We start from the raw sequence: 17847 nt of genomic DNA on the forward strand, positions 1-17847 counted from the left end.
GGAAAAAAAGCCATTCCGGTGCGTCCGGAATGGCTTTTTGGTTGGTTCAGGCCAGGTGGTCGACCTCCTGCAGGTGCTGCGCTAGCTTGTCGATCTCGGCCATCCAGGCCTGGACCAGTTTCGGGTCGCTGGGGGCGGCGTGGACTCCAGCGGGGATGGCGCGGTTCAGCACCGCCTCGACCGCAAGCGAGACCGGGATTGAGACGAGGCGGGCCATGGCGCTGCCGCGCGCGTCGCCCCAGGCGTCCATCACATAGGTCTTGTGCCAGACCGGCCTGCCGTCCTTCTCGGCCTTCAGGCCGACGCAGAGCACAACGCGGTCGGGCTCGCCCTCTTCATAGGCGTTCTCGGCCCAGAACTGGTCGGACATTTCCTTGAGCCGCGCTTCGCCCTCGGGGCCTTCCAGCGTTTCGATTTCGCGGAACACGTCCGACCACGCATCCGACCAGCCGTTCAGCCGAAGGGTGCCGCGGACGAATTCCTTTACCGGCCAGTGCTCCTCGAAATGGTACTGCTGCATGAAGGGGATCGAGTCGCGGTTCGGATAGACCTCGAAACTTTCGGGCGTAGGCAACGGCGCGACATAGGTGCTGATCGCGTCCCAGGGCCGGGCCACGTCCAGCGGAGCATAGTCGCGGATCGACCGCGAGGGCGAGCGCAGCGCCTTGAGCACGCCCAAGGGCGACCAGCTGAACTTGTAGCGGAACGGGTTGGGGTTCTTGGGGATGCCGCCGCAATAGGAAATGAAGCTCAGGTGATTTTCCGGATCGAAGGCGTCGGAGGCGCGGTAATCGTCGACCAGCACATGGGCCATCAGGTGGTCGATGCCCGGATCCAGCCCGACCTCATTGACCAGTGCGACGCCGGCCTCGCGGGCCTTGTCGTCGAGCGCGCGCATTTCGGGCGCGATGTAGGAGGACGAGACAAAATGCGCGCTCTTCTCGATCGCCAGTTCCGCCAGCGGTACGTGCCAGTCGCCCGGCAGCATCGAGACGATCACGTCACCTTTTCCCAGCACCGCGCCCAAGGCGTCGATGTCGAAGGCCCGGATGTCGTCGGTCAGGTCGCCGACCTCGGCGCGGGCCTTTTCGACGGTCCGGTTCCAGACGGTCACTTTGTGGCCGGCCTCGATCAGGCGTCGCAGGCCGGGAATGGCCGACAGGCCGGTGCCGCACCAATGAATCGTCATGGCTCAGATTCCCTTCATGTGAGTTTCGAATGTCGCCTTGGCCCGGCCCCAGACCCCGCTGTCGATGTCGGTCAGCGCAAGCAGTGAGGGCAGAAGCTGCGCGGCGTAGTCTTCCGAGCTTTCGACAGGCAGCATCGAGGGCAGGTTGTCTATCGCCATCACGTCCAGCACCGGGTCGGTGGCCACGCGCAGGGCGGGTTCTTCCCAAGTGGTGGCACGGTCATAGACCGGCACCGGGTTGTAGTCGCTGTCGGGGTCGCAGGCCACGTCGCCGATGGCGGTCAGCTGGCGCGGGGCATTCAGCGCCTCGCGCGGGACGAAAACCGGCGTTCCGGGCCGCGCGAAGATGCAGTTGAGGAAGATGTCGTGTTCGAGGATTTCGGGGAACGGCCCGCCATGGGCGGTTTCCGCCATGTCCCATTTCGTCACCTCGACCCCCATTGCCTCGCACAGGTCGGACGCGCCGGTGCCGACCCTTCCCAGCGCGCCGATCACGATGGCGCGGGGGCGGGGCGCGCCGGTGGCGTCCAGCTCGGCCAGCAGCTCGGCGTTCAGCGCGTCCTTGCCGGAATAGACACCGACGAGGCCGCAGATCTCGCCGCGCTGCTGCGCCGCCCAGGTCTTGAGCGTCACCGCCGCGCCGGCATACCCGGCCCAATAGCCGAAGGCCGCGACGCGCCGCCCGGTCTCGTCCACCAGGTATTCCAGGTCATACAGCGTGCCGTCGCCGGCCTTGAACCGCTCCAGCAGCTTTCGGCCCGAATGCTGGCCCTTGAAGGCATGACCGAACATGATGTGGCGATGCGGCAGGGGCGTGCCGTCCTCGGGCAATTCCTTGAGGCCGAAGATGATCGCATCCAGCGGCGCCTCCGGCCAGGAGTTTTCCGGCGCGATTTCGCAGCCCGCCGCGCGGTAGCCGTCGATCGGGATGGCGCGGACATGGCTTTCCTCGACCGTCACGCGGATGCCGGCGTCGATCAGTTGCGCCGCACCCTCGGGCGTCAGCCCCACCCGTTCCTCGTTCGGGCGCTGTTCGGCCCGGACCCAGAGATGTGTCATCTGTTCTTCCTGTTATCCCAGCATCCCGGCGGCTCGAACCGCCCTGACGGATGCGCGTGCCTCCATCGCGTCGCGAAACGCGACGATCTTGGGAAAGGCCGAAACATCGACCCCATCCCCCTCAAGCCAGCTGTACACCACGTAAAGATACGGGTCGGCAAGGCTGAACCTTTCGCCCAGCACGAACGGCCCCCGCAGGCCGTTTGCCTCGATATATTTGCAGGATGCGGTCATGGTCTGGGGCACCTTGGCCGCCATGTCCTTCCAGCTGGATTTCCTGTCGGCCCAGCGGTGGCCACGCATCTTGTGCGCATGATTCACATGCATCGTCGAGGCCAGATAATACATCACCTCACGCATCCGCGCCGCCTGCAGCGGGTCGTCGGGGACAAGCCCGGCCTCGGGGGCCTTGGCGGCGATGAATTCCAGCAGGGCGCCGGTTTCGGTCAGGATCCCGCCATCGACCACCAGCGCGGGCACGCGCCCCTTGGGGTTGATCTGCCTGTAGGCCGGCGTCGTCTGCTCGCCCGAGGCGAAGTCCAGTCGGACCGGCTGATAGTCCAGCGCTGCCTCTTCCAAGGTGATGGCGGTCGCAACCGATATGGTGTTGGGCGCATAGTACAGCTGCATCGGCGGCTCCGTTGGGCTGGGCGGTTACAGATGCGTCTGGGCGAACTGCCGGTCGGGCGCTTCCAGATGCGGGACCGCGTTGAACAGAACGGGGCTCAGATCGGCCCCGATCGGGTGCAGACGATGCAACGACGTGTTCATGATGGCAAGGGCCACCCGCGCCATCGCCGGAATGTCCAGCCCCATCGCCTGCCGCACCACCATCGAGATCAACCCGCCCGAGGTCACCACGATGGCCGGCCCGTCCCCGGCGTGAATCTCTCGCAGAGCGTCCGAGACGCGGGTTTCGAACTGTTCGAAGGTTTCCGGCGCATCTTTGATATCGCCCCGCGCCCAGGCCTCGAAGGTCTGCGGCAGGTGCCGGACAAAGCCCTCGCGGTCGGTCGGGATCGCTACGCCGTGCTGTTCCTCGAACAGTTTGGCTAGGGTGAAATACTCGATTTCGTTCAGGCGCGGGTCACGGACCGGATCCGGCAAGCCCATGCTGGCCGCCGTTTCCAGGTGGCGGGTCAAGGTGCCGCAGAACACGCGCGGGTAATGCGCCCGCGTGTCTTGCAGATAGGCACCCAGCCACCGTGCCTGCTGATGGCCCAGCGGGCTGAGCTTGTCGTAGTTGACCTCATCGCGCGCGGCGGTGTTGGCCTGTCCGTGGCGAACCAATGTGATGTATGACATGTGCGTCCCTCTTGCTGCGAAGTCTTAGGGCAGGTTTCCGCAAGGGGCCAGAGGCGTTCGACCGGCAGGGCCGTAAATCTCGCGATCACGACACAGGCGGCCCGGATCAATTCGCGTGTTGCTTAACGGAAAAAAGTTTCCTATAGGAACATTGGCTGCCGTATGCGGCCGTATACCTCTTGTCTTGCATCGCGATTTGGGCCGCAATGACCGCCACCCGATTGACGCCACCGCTGATCCGGTCTCACCCGCAGGAATGGGGGTCATGCATCGCGGTTATTGGGCTAGGATGGGATCGAGTCGAGACCGCCTTCCCTTCCGGTGTGACACAGCCCCTGCGGTCTTATCCAAGGAAAGGTCATTGAAATGACAGACACGCTCCGCCGCACGCCGCTGCACGCTCTTCATGTCGAACTGGGTGGCAAGCTGGTTGACTTTGCAGGCTGGGAGATGCCCGTTCAGTATCCTTTGGGGATCATGGGCGAGCACAAGCAATGCCGCGAGAAGGCGGCGCTGTTTGACGTGAGCCACATGGGCCAGGTGATCCTGCGGGGTGAGAATGTGGGCGAGAAGCTCGAGGCATTGTGCCCGCAGGCTTTTGCGACACTGCCCGAGGGCAAGGCGCGCTATGGGTTCTTCACCAACGAAGACGGCGGGATCATGGACGACCTGATCGTGTCGAACGCGGGCGATCATTTCTTCGTGGTGGTGAACGCGGCGCTGCGCGATCAGGACATTCCGCACATGCGCGCGCATCTGGACGGGGTCGAGGTGATCGAGATCTTCGAGCGCGCGCTGGTGGCGGTTCAGGGCCCGAAAGCCGAGGACGTGGTGGGCGCACTGTGCCCGGCCGCCCGCGATCTGAAGTTCATGGAAACCACCGTGGCCCCGATCAACGGCGTCGAATGCCGGATCTCGCGGCTGGGCTACACGGGCGAGGACGGCTACGAGATCTCGATCCCCGAGGACAAGGCGATCGAGATCACCCGCGCCCTGCTGGCGCATGAGGATTGCGAGCCGGCGGGCCTGGGCGCGCGCGACAGCCTGCGGCTGGAGGCGGGGCTGTGCCTTTACGGCAATGACATCGACCAGAGCACCTCGCCGATCGAGGCCAACCTGGCCTGGGCGATCCAGAAGCGGCGCAAGGAAGAGGGCGGCTTTCCCGGCGCGGCACGCATCCAGAAAGAACTGGCCGCCGGCCCCACGCGCAAGCTGGTTGGGATCAAGCCCGACGGCCGCGCCCCGGCGCGACAGGGGGTCGAGGTGCAGGATCTTCAGGGCAACACGATCGGTCAGATCACCTCGGGCGGGTTCGGCCCGACGGTCGGCGGTCCGGTTGCGATGGGCTATGTCGCCGCTGGCCACTCCGAGCCGGGCGAACAGGTGAGCCTGATCATCCGGGGCAAGGCGCAGCCGGCGCGGATCGTGGCGCTGCCCTTCGTCAAACAGAATTACAAGCGTTGAAGTCAGGAGAGAGACATCATGGCAACCTATTATTCCGAAGAACATGAATGGCTGACGGTCGAGGGCGACACGGCCACGCTGGGCATCACCAAGCACGCGGCCGAGCAGCTGGGCGAGGTGGTCTTCGTCGAGCAGCAGGAGGTGGGTGAAGAGTTCGAGAAGGACGGCGAGATCGGGGTGATCGAATCCGTCAAGGCGGCCTCCGAGATCTATGCCCCGGTCGATGGCGAGATCCTCGAGGTGAACGAAGCGCTGGCCGACAACCCGGGCGCGCTGAACGAGGATCCCGAGGGCGAAGCGTGGATCTACAAGATCAAGATCACCGATGCCGCGCAGCTGGAAGATCTGATGGACGAGGCCGCCTACAAGACGTTCATCGGGTAAACCCGACCGGAGTCCCGGCATGGGGCTCCATCGTTTTTCATATACCGCCGAATTTGGGCTCCGCCCTTCATCTGGCAAGAAATATCCCCGTCGGAGGCTCCCGCAGTCTCCGCCGGGCCTGACCTATCCATGGGAGCGCTGCAATGGCCTTCAAACTGACCGACTACGAAGCCTATGACTTTGCCAACCGCCGCCATATCGGTCCCAGCCCGACCGAGATGCGCGACATGCTCAAGGTAATCGGCTTCAAGACGCTGGACGATCTGATCGACGCCACCGTCCCCCCGGCGATCCGGCAGAAAGACCCGCTGGACTGGGGTCCGGCGATGACGGAACGCGACGCGCTCTATCACATGAAAAAAGTGGCGGGTAAGAACAAGGTTCTGACCTCGCTGATCGGTCAGGGCTATTACGGCACCACCACGCCTGCGCCGATCCTGCGCAACATCCTGGAAAACCCGGCCTGGTACACCGCTTATACGCCCTATCAGCCCGAGATCAGCCAGGGCCGGCTCGAGGCGCTGTTGAACTTCCAGACCATGGTCAGCGACCTGACCGGGCTGGACGTGGCCAACGCCTCGCTGTTGGACGAGGCGACCGCAGCGGCCGAGGCGATGGCGATGGCCAAGCGCGGGGGCCGGTCCAAGGCCAACAACGCGGCCTTCTTCGTTGACCGCAACTGCCACCCGCAGACCATCGCGGTGATCAAGACCCGGGCCGAGCCCTTGGGCATCGACGTCAAGGTAGCCGATCCCGACGAACTGGATCCCGGCGCGGTCTTTGGCGCGATCTTCCAGTATCCGGGCACCTATGGCCACGTGCGCGACTTCACAAAGGAGATTGCGGCGCTGCATGAACACAACGCGATCGCCATCGTCGCCGCCGACATCCTGTCGCTGGCGCTGCTGAAATCCCCGGGCGAAATGGGCGCCGATATCGCCGTGGGCTCGACCCAGCGCTTCGGCGTGCCGATGGGCTATGGCGGCCCGCACGCCGCCTACATGGCCACCACCGACAAACTCAAGCGGGCGATGCCGGGTCGGATCATCGGCGTCAGCATCGATAGCCGCGGCAACAAGGCCTATCGCCTGGCGCTGCAGACCCGCGAACAGCACATCCGCCGCGAGAAGGCCAATTCGAACGTCTGCACCGCGCAGGCGCTGCTGGCGGTGATCGCCTCGATGTATGCCGTGTACCACGGCCCCGACGGGATCAAGGCGATCGCGCAGTCGGTGCACCGCAAGACCTCGCGCCTCGCGGCCGGGCTGGAAGAGCACGGCTTCAAGGTCGAACCCGAGGTGTTCTTCGACACCATCACCGTCGAGGTCGGCCCGCTGCAGAAGACCGTCATGGAGGCGGCCGTGGCGCGCGGTGTCAACCTCCGCAAGGTGGGCGAGACCCGCGTCGGCATCAGCCTCGACGAACAGACCCGGTCCGAGACGATCGAGGCCGTCTGGGGTGCCTTCGGCATCGACAAGAAGGACGACAGCTCGAACAAACAGTACCGCCTGCCGGACTATGCGCTGCGCGAGACGCCCTATCTGACCCACCCGATCTTCCACAAGAACCGGGCCGAGGCCGAGATGACCCGCTACATGCGCCGCCTGGCCGACCGCGACCTGGCGCTGGACCGGGCGATGATCCCGCTGGGCAGCTGCACCATGAAGCTGAACGCGACGATTGAGATGATCCCGGTCACTTGGCCCGAGTTCGCCAATATGCACCCGTTCGTTCCGGCAGATCAGGCGCAGGGCTATCACGAGATGATCGCCGATTTGAACGACAAGCTATGCCAGATCACCGGCTATGACGCGATCAGCCAGCAGCCCAACTCGGGCGCGCAAGGCGAATATGCGGGCCTGCTGACGATCCGCAACTATCACATCGCCAACGGGCAGGGGCATCGCAATGTCTGCCTGATCCCGACCTCGGCGCATGGCACCAACCCGGCCTCGGCACAGATGGTCGGCTGGCAGGTGGTGCCGGTGAAGGCGGACGCGAAGGGCAACATCGATCTGACCGACTTCCGCGAGAAGGCCGAGAAGCACTCGGACAACCTGGCAGCCTGCATGATCACCTATCCTTCGACCCACGGCGTGTTCGAGGAAACCGTGCAGGAAGTCTGCCAGATCACCCATGACCACGGCGGGCAGGTCTATATCGACGGGGCCAACATGAACGCCATGGTGGGCCTGTCGCGACCCGGGGACATCGGCGGCGACGTCAGCCACCTGAACCTGCACAAGACCTTCTGCATCCCGCATGGCGGCGGCGGCCCCGGCATGGGCCCGATCGGGGTCAAGGCGCATCTGGAGCCCTACCTGCCGGGCCACCCGGAATACGGCACCGCCGTGGGGCCGGTCTCGGCGGCGCCCTTCGGCTCGCCCTCGATCCTGCCGGTCAGCTGGGCCTATGTGCTGCTGATGGGCGGCGCGGGTCTGACCCAGGCGACCAAGGTTGCGATCCTGAACGCCAACTACATCGCCGCGCGTCTGCAGGAGGCCTATCCGATCCTATACACCTCCGAGTCCGGCCGGGTGGCGCATGAATGCATCCTCGACACCCGCCCGCTGGCCGAGGCCGGCAACATCACTGTCGATGACGTGGCCAAGCGGTTGATCGACAGCGGCTTCCACGCGCCGACCATGTCCTGGCCGGTGGCCGGCACGCTGATGGTCGAACCGACGGAATCGGAACCCAAGGACGAGCTGGACCGCTTCTGCGACGCCATGCTGTCGATCCGCGCCGAGGCGCAGGACGTGATCGACGGCAAGATCGACCCCGAGAACAACCCGCTGAAGAACGCCCCCCACACGGTGCGCGACCTAGTGGGCGAGTGGGACCGACCCTACACCCGCGAACAGGCCTGCTTCCCGCCGGGTTCCATGGGCGTCGACAAATACTGGTCGCCTGTCAACCGCGTCGACAACGCGTACGGGGACCGGAACCTCGTTTGCACATGCCCGCCCATGGAAGCGTACGAGGAAGCCGCCGAATAAAAAAACCTGAAACCCCCGCCCGATCCGGCGGGGGTTTTTCCTAGGGCTTGAAGTCCGCGGGCACGCCAAAGGGCGGCGCGTCCACGCTCATCCCGGTCAGGGCGTGCAGGAACACCACCAGTTGCGCGATCTCATCGTCGCTCAGAGCAACTGGCGTGATGTCGACCTTGGCGCGTTGGCGCGCCATCTCGAACCGGTCCTGCCAGACGATGAAATCGGTCTGTTCCAGCCACGGCGCCTTGGGCAGCGCGGCCTGATCGGTTGTCCAGCGCGACAGGCTGGTTGCCGGGTCCAGGTGGTGGCGGATGATCCCTTCGAGGTCGGGAAAGGCGCCGTTGTGGCCATAGGGTGCGGTCAGCGCCACGTTGCGCAGCATGGGCGTGCGGAACCGATAGGCGTCCTCCAGCCGGTCGCTTTCGCCCATGCGGCCCACGTCGCGGGCATAGGCGTCCCATTGCCGGGTGCGGCCCGGGCCGAATGGCGGCAGGGCCAGCGCGTGGAATTTCTGATCCGACAGCAGCGGCCCCGAATGGCAGGTGGCGCACCGCGCCTTGCCGTAGAACAGCCGCATCCCGGCCTTCTGATCGGGGGTCAGGGCGGTCTCGTCTCCGGCCAGGTACTGGTCGAACGGGCTGTCGGTGCTGCGCCATTCGATGGCCATGAAAGCGGCCAGAGCGTTGGCGACATGGGTGATGGTTATGTCCTCAGTGCTGTCCACGTCGTCAAAGGCGGCCACCATCGCCGGGCCGTATTTGGGGTCGGTCCGCACCCGCTTGGCCAGAATCGGCCAGCCCTTGTCGATCCGGTCATGCACGGCGCCGGTGACCTCGTTCTCGGCCACGTTCCCGGCCATTTCGAACTGAGCGGTCAGCGGAAAAAGCGCCTGCGCGGCCAGCAGCGAGTTCAGCCCTTCGGGCAGCCATTCCTGCGCGGGCGAGTTGAACCCGTTGCCATAGACGTCCGACAGGCTGAGCCGCCCGTCATGGAACATTGTGTGGATGTCGCGCGCGCCCAGGTTCCATAGGCCCGGCGCGTTGCGCGGGATGCGCTTGCGGATGCGGCCCGCCCCGGTGCCGGGTGTGCGGTCGGGGCCAAGACCCTCGCCGCCCTCGCCGATGCCAAGCGACAGGCCATCGGAGGTGCCGAAATCGGAGTGGTGGCAATGGGCGCAGCTGATGTTGCGGTTGCCCGACAGGATCGGGTCATAAAATAGCTGATGACCGATCGCGGCCTGTTCCCTATCAAAGAACAGAAAGTCGTCATCGGTCAGTGGCGCGGGCAGGTCCTGCGCCCAGGCCGCCCCGCAGAACAGGAGACCTACCGCACCATGCGCCAGCTTGTGCTTGCCCTTTGTCTTGCCGCCACGCCCGTTTGGGCCGAACTGGAACAGGCCCGCGACCTGATGGAGGCGGGCAAGTTTGCCGCCGCGCGCGAACAGCTTCTGCCGGCGGCCCGGTCGGGCAACGCCGAGGCCGAGGAGCTGATCGGCGTGATGTACGGCCTTGGCCTTGGGGTTAAGCAGGACTACGAGCGCGCGTTCGAATGGTATCTGCGTGCCTCGATGAAGGGGCATCCGGGCGCGCAATCGGGTGTCGGATGGTATTACGAGCTGGGTCTGGGCCTGCCCGCGCCTGATCTGGTGCGGGCCTACATGTGGTATACGCTCAGCGCCATCGGCGGCGACCCCGATGCGGCGATCAGCCTGGAAGAGGTGGTCAAGAAGATGACGCCCGAACAGATCGAAAAGGCCCATGTGCTGGTCAATGACTACAAGGGGTGGATGTACCCCTTTCGGTAAGGGCGGGCCGGGATGACGCGTCATCCCGGCCCGAACCGCATCAGTTCAGGTCGGCGGCGCGTTCCGCGTTGATCTCGGCCTCGGCCTCGGCCACGGCCGCGGTCAGCGCGGCATAGATCTCGTCCCCGCGCGCGACGTTCTGCTGGAACCAGTCATAGACCGGGGTCGCGGCCTGCTTGAACGCCTCTTTTTCTTCGGGGGTCGGCACGTACAGGTCGCCGCCACCGGCCACGAAATCCTCGTAGGCCTGGATCGACTTGCGCTTGGGCGAGGCAAAGGTGGCCTGCTGCAGCGCATAGAACCCATCGACGACGACACGGCGCAGATCTTCCGGCATTTCCTGGAACTTGGCGTTGTTCATCCACCACAGCGCACCCATATAGGCGTGCCCGTCCAGCGTGACATACTGCAGGCCGGCATCGGGGAATTTCATGCCCATGATGTCGGTGATGCCGTTCTTCGAGCCGTCAACCACACCGGTCTGGAAGCTGGTGAACAGTTCCGGCCACGGGATAGGGGTGGGCGAGGCGCCCAGGGCCTTGACCAGTTCCTGCGGCAGGTCTGCGACCACGGTGCGGATCTTCAGCCCGTCCATGTCGGACGGCTGGGTCACGCGGCGCTTGGTGTTGGCGAAGTTGCGCCAGCCGCCGGTGTTGCCGATGGTCATCAGGCGGATCGCGCCGCCCGAATCTTCCAGCGCCATTTCGCGCATCTTGCGGGTGAAATCACCCGACAGTACCCGCTCGGCGATGCGGTCGTCGGCCATCAGATAGGGCAGGTCCAGAACCTGCACGTAAGGGAAGATGCCCGAGGCCCCGCCCGAGGTCGAGATGTAGATGTCGATGGTGCCGTCGGCCACGCCCTGCAGGCATTCGGCGCCGTTCGAGCACAGCTGCGTGCCGATGAACAGTTCGACCTCGATCGCGCCGTTCGAGGCGTTCTCGACGAAGTTCTTGAACACGACCAGGCCGTCATAGTCCTCGTCGTTTTCGTTCGAGTTGGCAGTAGCGCGCAGCGTGTAGTCGGCCGCCGAGGCCGCCAGCGCCGAGGCCGCCACCAGCGACGTGGCCAGTGCTGCGGTTTTGAAGAATGTTCTGAGCATGCGTTTCCTCCCTGTGGTACTCAGTCTAGTTTGCAAATCCCGTCAAACGCGGGATCGTCATGGATATTGCGGGGACATAGGTGATCAGGAAGATCACTGCGATTTCGACGGCCAGGAACGGCAGGATCGCCTTGGCGATGGTTTCCACCCGTTCGCGTGACACGGCGGCGGCCACGAACAGCACCAGCCCCATGGGCGGCGTGGCCAGGCCAACGGTCAGGTTGACGCTCATGATGATGGCGAAATGGATCGGGTCGACGCCCAGGCTGGTGAAGATCGGGCCCAGGATCGGACCCAGGATGATGATCGCCGGGCCTGCATCCAGGAACATGCCCACGACGAACAGCAGCAGGTTGATCAGGAACAGCAGGATCAGCGGATTTTCCGACAGTCCGAGGATCAGCGCGGCCAGCTGCTCGGGCGCGTGGCTGAGGCTGACCACGGTCTTGAACGCCATCGCCGCCCCCACCAGCAGCAGCACCACGGCCGAGGTCATGCCCGCATTGCTGAGGACCTCGGGCACCTCTTTCAAGGTCAGCGTGCGCAGCACGAAAAACCCGATGATGAAGGCATAACCCACGGCAACGGCGGCGGCCTCGGTCGGGGTGAAGATGCCGCCCAGGATGCCGCCTAGGATGATCACCGGCGTCATCAGCGGGAAAAACGCCTTGAGGCTGGCCTGACCGCGCTCGGGCCAGGTGTATTTGCGGCTGGCCACCGGGAAATCATAGCGGTTCGCCATGACCTTGATCATCAGCATCAGGCCGATGCCCACCATGACGCCCGGCACGATGCCGGCCAGAAACAGGGCCGCGACGCTTTCGCCCATGACATAGGCATAGATGATCATGATCCCCGAGGGCGGGATGATCGGTCCGATGACCGAACTGGCTGCGGTGATCGCGGCGGCGAATTTGCGGGTATAGCCCTGCTTCTCCATCGCCGGGATCAGCATCGAGCCCAGCGCCGAGGTATCGGCCACCGCCGAGCCCGACAGCCCCGCGAAGAGGATCGAGCTGAGCACGTTCACATGCGCCAGCCCGCCGCGCAGATGCCCCATCAGCGCCTGGCTGAACTCGACCAGACGGATGGTGATGCCGCCGCGGTTCATCAGTTCTCCGGCCAGCATGAAGAAGGGGATGGCCATCAGCGGAAAGCTGTCCATCCCGTTGTAGACGTTGCGATACAGCAAGGTGATGTCGTTGGTCTGGCCGTTCAGCCACAGCAGCAGGCCGGGCGCCGCCAGCAGCGCGAAAAAGACCGGCAGGCCGATCAGCAGAAACACCAGAAAGACGGGCAGGAACCAGACCAGCATCTATTCGGCCCCCACAGCGGCTTCGGGGATCTCGGGCAGCAGGTCACCGCCGCCCAGCATGGTGATGATCGACCGAAGGATCAGTTCGATGTTCACCGACAGCAGCAGGATCACGCCCACCAACAAGGATGCCATCATCCAGCTGCGCGGGATCCGGTACCATTCGTCAAAGCCCAGCGACGTGGGCAGGTACAGCGCCGCGGTGGCGAAACGCCCACCAAAACCCGTGACCTCGGACCAGCCGATGCGCACGGCGACCACCAGAACCGTCAGGCTGAGCAGCAGCAGAAACAGGTTCAGCAACTGCCCGGGTACCCGCGGCAGAAAGCGGACCAGCATGTCGATGGCCACGAACCCGCCGCGCCGGAATGCGGTGGGTGCCATCAGGCCCGTCATCCACAACATGCAGAACCGCGCCGCCTCGTCAGGCCAGGGCAGGGCGTTGCCCAGAACGTATCGGAAGAACACTTGGATCAGGATCGCAATCACCATGAAGGCGATCGCAACGACACCAACCGCGCGGCCCAGACGCAGCGCGGTTTCGTTCACGAGTGCAATCGGCGCAAGCACCGACGTCAATCCGCCCATGCGGATCCTCCCTGTTCAGGCCGCGGGTTTGGCCCGCGACCGTGTCCCGCGCTTATTGGTGCGCGAATTGGCCTAGCTTGCCGGCGTAAAAGGTCAGCGCGTCTCCGTCCGCCATGCTGGCCCGCAAGACCTTGCCCACCACGATAACGTGATCGCCCGCATCGTGATACGCATGTTGTTCACATTCGAACCGCGCCAGGCATCCGCGCAGCAGCGGCGTGCCGTTTTCGCAGCGGTCGTGGTTGATGTCGCGCAGGGCAAAGGCGTCTTTCGAGCAGCCAAAGCACAGCTCGGCCTGGTCGGCCGACAGAACATGAACACTGAAATGACGCGCCTTGTGAAAATAGGGGAACCGGCGCGAGTTCCGGTCGCCGGCCCACATTACCAACGGCGGGTCCAGCGACAGCGAGGAAAAGCTGTTGGCCGTGATGCAGACCGGCCCGTCGGGGCTGTCGCAGGTCACGACGGTGACGCCGGTGGCGAACCGGCCGAAAGCGTCCCGCAGGGTGCGGGTGTCGTCCTTGTGCGGAATGAAGGTGCGCGCCATGTCGTTCGAAAATGCGTTCATCATGGTACCTCATGCCCCAGCGCCGCCTCGTAGAGGCGGAACCAGGCTTCACGATCCAGATTGACTTTCAGGGCGTCCGAGATGCGCTTGATGCGGTCCAGGCTGTTGGTGCCCAGAACCGGCAGGATGCCGGCCGGATGGGCCAGCAGGAAGGCCACGGCCACCGCGGCACGGTCGACGCCGAACTGCGCGCCGATCTCATCCGCGACGACGCCAACCGGAGGATTGCCCGCCATCAGCGCTCCGCCGCCCAGCGGCGACCACGCCATTACCGGGTGGCCGTGCTGCTGGTGAAACGCCAGATCGCCATTGGTGAACGGGGCGATCGCGCCCAGAGAAATCTCGATCTGGTTGGTCGCCAGCGGGGTCTTCATGGCCGATTGCAGCAGCTGCCAGTCCCAGGGGCGGAAATTCGACACGCCCACCGCGCGGACCTTGCCGCTGGCCACGACCTCATCCAGCGCGGCGCCGGTTTCATGGTGGTCCATGAACGGGTCGGGGCGGTGGATCAGCAGCAGGTCGATATGGTCGATCGCCATTTCCCGCAGCGAGGTGTCGACCGATTTCAGGATGTGCGCGCGCGAGGTGTCATAGTATTTCACCTTGGCATCCGCATAGCGCCCGCAGGGGGCGACGATGTCGCATTTGGTGACGATCTCCATCCGGTCCCGCAGGCCCGGATTGGCGCGCAGGGCGCTGCCCAGAATCGCCTCGGCGCCATAGTCGCCATAGATGTCGGCCTGATCGAAACTGGTGATGCCCTGATCCAGACAGGCGTGGATCTTGGCCGCCACATGCGCGGCCGAGGTATCGCTGTCATCGCCCAGCCGCCACATGCCATAGACAAGGCGGCTCAGCTCCAGGGTGTCAGAAAGCTTGATACGTTGCATCAACGACGAACTCCGTTGCCCAGCGGCGTCGCCGGGGTGTCAGCAGGGACCCTTCCATAGGCTTCGGGAAGGGAGCAGGTTTTCAGATGTGGCATCACACGGGTGCCGAAATGGCGGGCCTCGTCCATATGCGGATAGCCCGAGAAGATGAAGGCGCGGATGCCCATCTTCTGATACTCTTCGATCTTCGACAGCACCTGGTCTGTCGACCCCACCAGCGCCGCGCCGCAGCCTGACCGCGCCCGGCCGACGCCCGTCCACAGGCCCGGCTCGACATAGCCGTATTTGTCCGCCAGCTCGCGGTTCCTGGCCTGATGCGAAACACCTAATGAGGTGGCGTCCAGCGCCCGTTCGCGGATTGCGCGGCCGTATTCGTCATCCAGTTTCGATACGATATAGTCGGCATATTCCTTGGCCTCGGCCTCGGTGTCGCGCACGATCATGTGTACCCGAAGGCCATAGTCCAGCGTGCGGCCGTACTCGTCGGCCACCGCGTGTACGGCCTTCATCCGCTCGGCCAGCTGGTCCTGGGTTTCGGGCCACATCAGATATACGTCGCAATGCTGGCCGCACAGCTTCAGCGCATCGGGCGAATAGCCCCCGAAATACAGCAGCGGCCCGCCGATCTGATAGGGTTTGGCCGGATCGGTCGTCAGGCCCGAGAAATTGTAGACCTGACCCTGATAATTGATCTCATCCTGCGTCCAGGCCTGTTTCAAAATCTCGACCACCTCGCGCGAGCGCTGGTAGCGATAGCTGCTCTCGGCCTTTTCGCCCGGAAAATCCGACGAGATGATGTTGACCGTCAGCCGCCCCTTCAGCATGTGATCCAGCGTCGCGATCGTGCGTGCCAGCATGATCGGCTGCATCTCGCCGCAGCGCACGGCGGCCAAAAGGTTGATCTTTTCTGTGATCGGGGCGCAGCCGGCCACGAAACTCAGCGTGTCCTGCCCCACCTGATACGAGGACGGGCACAGGATGTTGCGGAAGCCCTGCGCCTCGGCCTCTTTCACGATGCCCGAGCAATGTTCCCAGCTGGAGCGCAGATCGCCGTCGGGCACACCGAGAAACTGATAATCGTCCGAGCACAGTGCCGCGAACCACGAAACCTCGGCCGCATCCAGATCGGGGGATGTGATGGGGACGATCGTCATCTGATTCTCTCTCCTGCCGGGCTCAACTTTTCTCTTGCGTAGCAACCACATTGATGTAGATCAATAGTGTATCAATTTTTTCTGCGACCAAGTGAAGCGCCCGCGTGCCCCCATCCACCAGAAACCCCAACGCCCTGCCGATCTATGTGCAGATCGCCGAGCTGCTGATCCGCGACATCGCCGCCGGCCGGCTGATCGACGGCGAGCGTCTGCCGCCCGAGCGGGACATGGCGGCGCAGCTGAACGTCTCGGTCGGAACGCTGCGAAAATCGCTCGCCGAGCTGGAAAAAAAGGGGATGCTCGAGCGGATCCAGGGCTCGGGCAACTATGTGCGCGAGACCGGGACCCAGAACAGCGTCTATGCCATGTTCCGGCTGGAACTGCCCGAGGGCGGCGGCCTGCCGCGCGCCGACATCCTGTCGGTCGATCACCTGGACAAACCCGCCGACCTGCCCGATTTCGGCACCTCGCGGCGCGGGTCGCGCGTGCGGCGGATGCGCTATCTGAATGACACAATCATCGCGGTCGAGGAGATCTGGCTGGACGAATCAGCCGGTCTGATCGACCGGCTGCTGCTGTCGGACTCGCTCTATCGCTATTACCAGCAGCAGCTTGGGTTCTGGATCACCCGCGCCGAGGATCGGGTTTCGGTCGGTCGGCTGCCCGACTGGACCCCCGCGAACTTCACCCGGCCGGCGGGCGAGACCGTCGGTTACATCGAGCGGTTCAGCTGGTCGGAGCGGCCTGAACCCGTCGAGTTTTCGAAAACCTGGTTCGACCCGGACCGGGCAACTTACGTCCAACGACTGAAATGACGAGGAAACGCGCATGACCCGGACCATCAATTACGGGCTGATCGGATGTGGCATGATGGGGCAGGAACACCTGCACAACATCGCCCTGCTGGAGGGCACGCAAGTGGCCGCCATTTTCGAGCCCGACCCCGAGATGGCACGCGCCGCGCAGGCGATTGCGCCGGGGGCCAGAATGGTGGCTTCGGTGCAGGATCTGCTGGCGGTCGAGGAGTTGGACTGCCTGGTCATCGCCAGCCCCAACCATCTGCATGTGGATCAGATAGCCCAGATCGCCGAAACGCGTCCCTTGCCGCTGTTGGTGGAAAAGCCGCTGTTCACCAACCCCGGCGATGCGGCCCGTCTGGCCGAGATCGAGCGCAGCTATCCCTGTCCGATCTGGGTGGCGATGGAATATCGCTACATGCCGCCCATCGCCGCCCTGATCACCGAGGCGCAGGACACCAGCGGCGGGGTCAAGATGCTGAGCATCCGCGAACACCGCTTTCCGTTCCTGGAAAAGGTCGGCAACTGGAACCGGTTCAACCGCAACACGGGCGGCACCTTCGTCGAGAAATGCTGTCATTTCTTCGACCTGATGCGCCTGATCCTGCAATCCGATCCTGTACGCGTCAGCGCCAGCGGCGGGCAGGCCGTGAACCATCTGGACGAAACCTATGACGGCGAGACGCCCGACATCCTCGACCACGGCTATGTCATCGTCGATTTCGCCTCGGGCGCGCGGGCGATGCTGGAGCTGTGCATGTTCGCCGAGGGCGCGCGGTATCAGGAGGAAATCTCGGTCGTCGGCCCCAAGGCCAAGATCGAGGCGCTGGTCCCCGGGCCGGGCCGGTTCTGGCCCGAACATCTGGGCGAGCCGCCGGTGCCGCAGCTGATCGTCAGCCCGCGCGACCCCAAGGGCCCTGTCGCCCGCGACATTCCCGTCGACCCGCGCCTGCTGGCGGCGGGCGACCACAACGGCTCGACCTTCTATCAGCACCAGGGCTTTCTGGCGCTGGTGCGCGGTGAGCGCGACGCCCCGGATGTCAGCCTGACCGACGGCATGTGGGCAGTACGCATGGGTCTGGCGGCGCAGCAATCGCTGGCCACGGGCGAAACCGTCCGGCTGGATCGCTGAGGTCTTTCTGCGGGTGCAAAATGCGCCGATCGGAAACCTGTGTTCCGATTTGGCGTCACCGCCCGTGTCGTTTTTGATATTCAAAGCGTCTTTTCCGCTTGCC

Annotated in this window: 17 protein-coding genes; 6 read left to right on the plus strand and 11 right to left on the minus strand. The window is 64.5% G+C overall.

Annotation, left to right across the window (positions count from 1 at the left end):
- Nucleotides 1–46: 46 nt before the first annotated feature.
- Genes AC2FME_RS06790 through AC2FME_RS06805 form a run of 4 tightly spaced genes read right to left on the minus strand, consistent with a single transcriptional unit; the run spans nucleotide 47 to nucleotide 3553 of the window.
- Complete coding sequence (locus AC2FME_RS06790) at nucleotides 47–1189, minus strand: saccharopine dehydrogenase family protein (protein ID WP_496799997.1); 1143 nt, start codon at nucleotides 1187–1189, stop codon at nucleotides 47–49.
- A gap of 3 nt (nucleotides 1190–1192) precedes the next feature.
- The gene (locus AC2FME_RS06795; protein ID WP_496799998.1) at nucleotides 1193–2248 is read right to left on the minus strand and encodes a saccharopine dehydrogenase; all 1056 of its coding nucleotides are present in this window, start codon (nucleotides 2246–2248) and stop codon (nucleotides 1193–1195) included.
- A 12-nt stretch (nucleotides 2249–2260) separates the two neighbouring features.
- On the minus strand, nucleotides 2261–2878 hold the full coding sequence (locus AC2FME_RS06800; protein ID WP_496799999.1) for a glutathione S-transferase family protein: 618 nt from the start codon (nucleotides 2876–2878) through the stop codon (nucleotides 2261–2263).
- 24 nt (nucleotides 2879–2902) lie between these two features.
- Nucleotides 2903–3553: a histidine phosphatase family protein gene (locus AC2FME_RS06805; protein WP_496680644.1), complete on the minus strand. Its 651-nt coding sequence runs from the start codon at nucleotides 3551–3553 to the stop codon at nucleotides 2903–2905.
- Between the two features lie 366 nt (nucleotides 3554–3919).
- Between AC2FME_RS06805 and gcvT the strand changes: the two genes are divergently transcribed.
- From gcvT to gcvP, 3 genes are all read left to right on the plus strand, one after another.
- A complete protein-coding gene (gcvT, locus tag AC2FME_RS06810) occupies nucleotides 3920–5017 on the plus strand; it encodes a glycine cleavage system aminomethyltransferase GcvT (RefSeq protein WP_496800000.1) in 1098 nt (365 codons plus the stop codon).
- An 18-nt stretch (nucleotides 5018–5035) separates the two neighbouring features.
- Nucleotides 5036–5401: a glycine cleavage system protein GcvH gene (gcvH, locus tag AC2FME_RS06815; RefSeq protein WP_496680648.1), complete on the plus strand. Its 366-nt coding sequence runs from the start codon at nucleotides 5036–5038 to the stop codon at nucleotides 5399–5401.
- A 143-nt stretch (nucleotides 5402–5544) separates the two neighbouring features.
- Nucleotides 5545–8400, plus strand: a complete 2856-nt coding sequence (gene gcvP, locus AC2FME_RS06820) for an aminomethyl-transferring glycine dehydrogenase (protein WP_496800001.1) — start codon at nucleotides 5545–5547, stop codon at nucleotides 8398–8400.
- A 40-nt stretch (nucleotides 8401–8440) separates the two neighbouring features.
- Here gcvP and AC2FME_RS06825 read toward each other — a convergent pair whose 3' ends face one another.
- Entirely contained in the window at nucleotides 8441–9682 is a 1242-nt protein-coding gene (locus AC2FME_RS06825) for a cytochrome-c peroxidase (protein ID WP_496800111.1), read from the minus strand.
- A 45-nt stretch (nucleotides 9683–9727) separates the two neighbouring features.
- Here AC2FME_RS06825 and AC2FME_RS06830 point away from each other — a divergent pair, with 45 nt between their 5' ends.
- On the plus strand, nucleotides 9728–10198 hold the full coding sequence (locus tag AC2FME_RS06830) for a tetratricopeptide repeat protein (RefSeq protein WP_496680654.1): 471 nt from the start codon (nucleotides 9728–9730) through the stop codon (nucleotides 10196–10198).
- Between the two features lie 40 nt (nucleotides 10199–10238).
- Here AC2FME_RS06830 and AC2FME_RS06835 read toward each other — a convergent pair whose 3' ends face one another.
- From AC2FME_RS06835 to AC2FME_RS06860, 6 genes are read right to left on the minus strand one after another with little or no spacing between them, the layout of a single operon-like run.
- Nucleotides 10239–11300: a TRAP transporter substrate-binding protein gene (locus AC2FME_RS06835; protein ID WP_496680656.1), complete on the minus strand. Its 1062-nt coding sequence runs from the start codon at nucleotides 11298–11300 to the stop codon at nucleotides 10239–10241.
- Nucleotides 11301–11325: 25 nt separating this feature from the next.
- Nucleotides 11326–12615 carry a TRAP transporter large permease gene (locus AC2FME_RS06840; RefSeq protein WP_093964183.1) on the minus strand — a complete coding sequence of 430 codons (1290 nt, stop codon included), beginning with the start codon at nucleotides 12613–12615 and terminating at the stop codon, nucleotides 11326–11328.
- Complete coding sequence (locus tag AC2FME_RS06845; protein WP_496800002.1) at nucleotides 12616–13203, minus strand: TRAP transporter small permease; 588 nt, start codon at nucleotides 13201–13203, stop codon at nucleotides 12616–12618.
- 52 nt (nucleotides 13204–13255) lie between these two features.
- Nucleotides 13256–13771, minus strand: coding sequence for a flavin reductase family protein (locus AC2FME_RS06850; RefSeq protein ID WP_496800003.1), 516 nt, complete (start codon nucleotides 13769–13771; stop codon nucleotides 13256–13258).
- Nucleotides 13771–14661 (minus strand): aldo/keto reductase, encoded by an 891-nt coding sequence (locus AC2FME_RS06855; RefSeq protein WP_496680662.1) that lies wholly within the window; start codon nucleotides 14659–14661, stop codon nucleotides 13771–13773. Before AC2FME_RS06855 ends, AC2FME_RS06850 begins: the two co-directional genes overlap by 1 nt.
- Nucleotides 14661–15815: an LLM class flavin-dependent oxidoreductase gene (locus AC2FME_RS06860; protein ID WP_496800004.1), complete on the minus strand. Its 1155-nt coding sequence runs from the start codon at nucleotides 15813–15815 to the stop codon at nucleotides 14661–14663. The genes AC2FME_RS06855 and AC2FME_RS06860 overlap by 1 nt, the downstream gene beginning before the upstream one ends.
- A gap of 104 nt (nucleotides 15816–15919) precedes the next feature.
- Between AC2FME_RS06860 and AC2FME_RS06865 the strand changes: the two genes are divergently transcribed.
- A complete protein-coding gene (locus AC2FME_RS06865; RefSeq protein ID WP_496800005.1) occupies nucleotides 15920–16630 on the plus strand; it encodes a GntR family transcriptional regulator in 711 nt (236 codons plus the stop codon).
- Nucleotides 16631–16643: 13 nt separating this feature from the next.
- Entirely contained in the window at nucleotides 16644–17744 is a 1101-nt protein-coding gene (locus AC2FME_RS06870; protein WP_496800006.1) for a Gfo/Idh/MocA family protein, read from the plus strand.
- The last annotated feature ends 103 nt before the right edge of the window (nucleotides 17745–17847 follow it).

The sequence above is a fragment of the Ruegeria sp. BHSC026 genome, from assembly GCF_059613065.1.

Excerpts from the sequence above, each read along its gene's own strand:
- AC2FME_RS06870 (WP_496800006.1), top strand. The coding sequence starts at position 16,644 with ATGACCCGGACCATCAATTACGGGCTGATCGGATGTGGCATGATGGGG.
- AC2FME_RS06835 (WP_496680656.1), bottom strand. The coding sequence starts at position 11,300 with ATGCTCAGAACATTCTTCAAAACCGCAGCACTGGCCACGTCGCTGGTG.
- AC2FME_RS06860 (WP_496800004.1), bottom strand. The coding sequence starts at position 15,815 with ATGACGATCGTCCCCATCACATCCCCCGATCTGGATGCGGCCGAGGTT.
- gcvH (WP_496680648.1), top strand. The coding sequence starts at position 5,036 with ATGGCAACCTATTATTCCGAAGAACATGAATGGCTGACGGTCGAGGGC.
- AC2FME_RS06790 (WP_496799997.1), bottom strand. The coding sequence starts at position 1,189 with ATGACGATTCATTGGTGCGGCACCGGCCTGTCGGCCATTCCCGGCCTG.
- AC2FME_RS06845 (WP_496800002.1), bottom strand. The coding sequence starts at position 13,203 with ATGGGCGGATTGACGTCGGTGCTTGCGCCGATTGCACTCGTGAACGAA.
- AC2FME_RS06805 (WP_496680644.1), bottom strand. The coding sequence starts at position 3,553 with ATGTCATACATCACATTGGTTCGCCACGGACAGGCCAACACCGCCGCG.
- AC2FME_RS06830 (WP_496680654.1), top strand. The coding sequence starts at position 9,728 with ATGCGCCAGCTTGTGCTTGCCCTTTGTCTTGCCGCCACGCCCGTTTGG.
- AC2FME_RS06795 (WP_496799998.1), bottom strand. The coding sequence starts at position 2,248 with ATGACACATCTCTGGGTCCGGGCCGAACAGCGCCCGAACGAGGAACGG.
- AC2FME_RS06850 (WP_496800003.1), bottom strand. The coding sequence starts at position 13,771 with ATGAACGCATTTTCGAACGACATGGCGCGCACCTTCATTCCGCACAAG.
- AC2FME_RS06855 (WP_496680662.1), bottom strand. The coding sequence starts at position 14,661 with ATGCAACGTATCAAGCTTTCTGACACCCTGGAGCTGAGCCGCCTTGTC.
- gcvT (WP_496800000.1), top strand. The coding sequence starts at position 3,920 with ATGACAGACACGCTCCGCCGCACGCCGCTGCACGCTCTTCATGTCGAA.
- AC2FME_RS06840 (WP_093964183.1), bottom strand. The coding sequence starts at position 12,615 with ATGCTGGTCTGGTTCCTGCCCGTCTTTCTGGTGTTTCTGCTGATCGGC.
- gcvP (WP_496800001.1), top strand. The coding sequence starts at position 5,545 with ATGGCCTTCAAACTGACCGACTACGAAGCCTATGACTTTGCCAACCGC.
- AC2FME_RS06800 (WP_496799999.1), bottom strand. The coding sequence starts at position 2,878 with ATGCAGCTGTACTATGCGCCCAACACCATATCGGTTGCGACCGCCATC.